This is a genomic window from Kitasatospora sp. NPDC008115, assembly GCF_042957205.1.
Classification (GTDB): Bacteria; Actinomycetota; Actinomycetes; order Streptomycetales; family Streptomycetaceae; genus Kitasatospora.
The window spans coordinates 1-1,889 of sequence record NZ_JBIBHU010000087.1 but is presented as its reverse complement, the minus strand read 5'-3'; the positions used below and the strand labels follow the sequence as shown (position 1 = coordinate 1,889).

Sequence of the window (1,889 nt, the reverse complement as noted above, 5' to 3'; positions counted from 1 at the left end):
AACACCACCACCGGCCTCCACCTCACCGCCACCCTCGTCTTCGACCACCCCACCCCCGAAGACCTCACCACCCACCTCCTCACCCAACTCATGCCGTCCGCCCGGTCCGCGGTCGACACCGCCCTGGCCGGCGTGACCGGGCTGGAAGCCGCGCTGGCCTCGATCGATCCCGACGACGCCGACCGCGTGCTGGTGACGCAGCGTCTGAAGACCCTCCTCGCCCGATGGAACGGCGCCGGCGACCTGCCGACAGGCCGGGACGACCTCGATTCGGCCACGAACGACGACCTCTTCGACCTGATCGACAAGGGTTTCGGGGTCTCCTGACCCCGAGGACACCGCAACCACTCATCCCGAGGAGCTGAAGCACCATGCCCGAAGAAGAGAAGCTGCGCGAATACCTGAAGCGCGCCATCACCGACGCCCGCCATCTCCAGCACCGACTGCGCGAGATGGAGGACAGGTCGCGGGAACCGATCGCCATCGTCGGGATGGCCTGCCGCTACCCCGGCGGCGTCGCGACCCCCGACGGCATGTGGCGGATGGTGTCCGAAGGCACCGACGCCGTCGCGGGCTTCCCGACCGACCGCGGCTGGGACCTGGACGGACTCTACGGACCCGAGGCGGGCGAGAGCGGCAACGCCACCCCCCTCGAAGGTGGATTCCTGTACGACGCCGCCGAGTTCGACGCTTCCTTCTTCGGCATCTCACCGCGCGAGGCACTGGCGATGGACCCGCAGCAGCGGCTGCTGCTGGAAACCTCCTGGGAGGCGCTGGAGCACGCCGGGATCGACCCGCACTCCGTCCACGGCAGCCGGACCGGCGTGTTCTTCGGCGGCACCTCCCAGGACTTCGCCGGACTGCTGGCGATGTCCGCCAGGGGCGGCCAGGGCCACGGGCTGACCGGCACCACCGGAAGCGTGCTGTCCGGACGGGTGGCCTTCACCCTGGGCCTGGAGGGTCCCGCCCTCACGGTGGACACCGCCTGCTCGTCCTCGCTGGTCGCCCTGCACCTGGCCGTCCAGGCACTGCGCAAGGAGGAGTGCGGCCTGGCGCTGGCCGGCGGCGTCTCGGTGATGTGCACGCCGATGACCTTCACCGAGTTCTCCCGTCAGGGCGGGCTGGCCGTGGACGGCCGGTGCAAGGCGTTCGCCGGCTCGGCCGACGGCACCGGGTGGGGTGAGGGCGTCGGTGTCCTGGTGGTCGAGCGACTGTCGGACGCGCGGCGCAACGGGCACCCGGTGCTGGCGGTGATCCGCGGCAGCGCGATGAATCAGGACGGCGCGTCGAACGGCCTGAGCGCCCCGAACGGTCCGTCGCAGCAGCGGGTGATCCGCCAGGCCCTGGCCGACGCGGGGCTGTCCGCCACCGACGTCGACGTGGTGGAGGCGCACGGGACGGGCACGACGCTGGGTGACCCGATCGAGGCGCAGGCCCTGCTGGCCACCTACGGTCAGGACCGCCCCGAGGGCCGCCCGCTCTGGCTCGGCTCGATCAAGTCCAACATCGGCCACACCCTCTTCGCCGCAGGTGTCGCGGGTGTGATGAAGATGGTGCTCGCGATGGGGCACGGCGTGCTGCCGAAGACGCTGCATGTGGACGAGCCGTCGCAGCAGGTGGACTGGTCGGCGGGTGCGGTGGAGCTGTTGACGGAGACGCGGACGTGGCCGGAGACCGGCGCTCCGCGCCGTGCGGGCGTCTCCTCGTTCGGGATCAGCGGCACCAACGCGCACGTGATCCTGGAACAGGCTCCTGAGGCCGAGCCAGGAGAGGTGGAGACGGTGCCGGTGGCGCTGGGGGGTGAGGTGGTGCCTCTGGTGGTGTCGGGGCGCAGCGAGGCGGCGTTGCGGGAGCAGGCGGCGCGGTTGGTGGGGGTGCTGGCGGAGCCG

General features: G+C 71.5%; 2 protein-coding genes. Both read left to right on the top strand.

Annotated features, from left to right (window positions below):
• The coding region (locus ACFZBX_RS36930; protein WP_391538200.1) for an acyl carrier protein at positions 1-327 on the top strand (327 nt) is incomplete at its 5' end.
• A gap of 44 nt (positions 328-371) precedes the next feature.
• Positions 372-1,889: type I polyketide synthase (locus ACFZBX_RS36925; RefSeq protein WP_391538199.1), on the top strand; the 1,518-nt coding region annotated here is incomplete at its 3' end.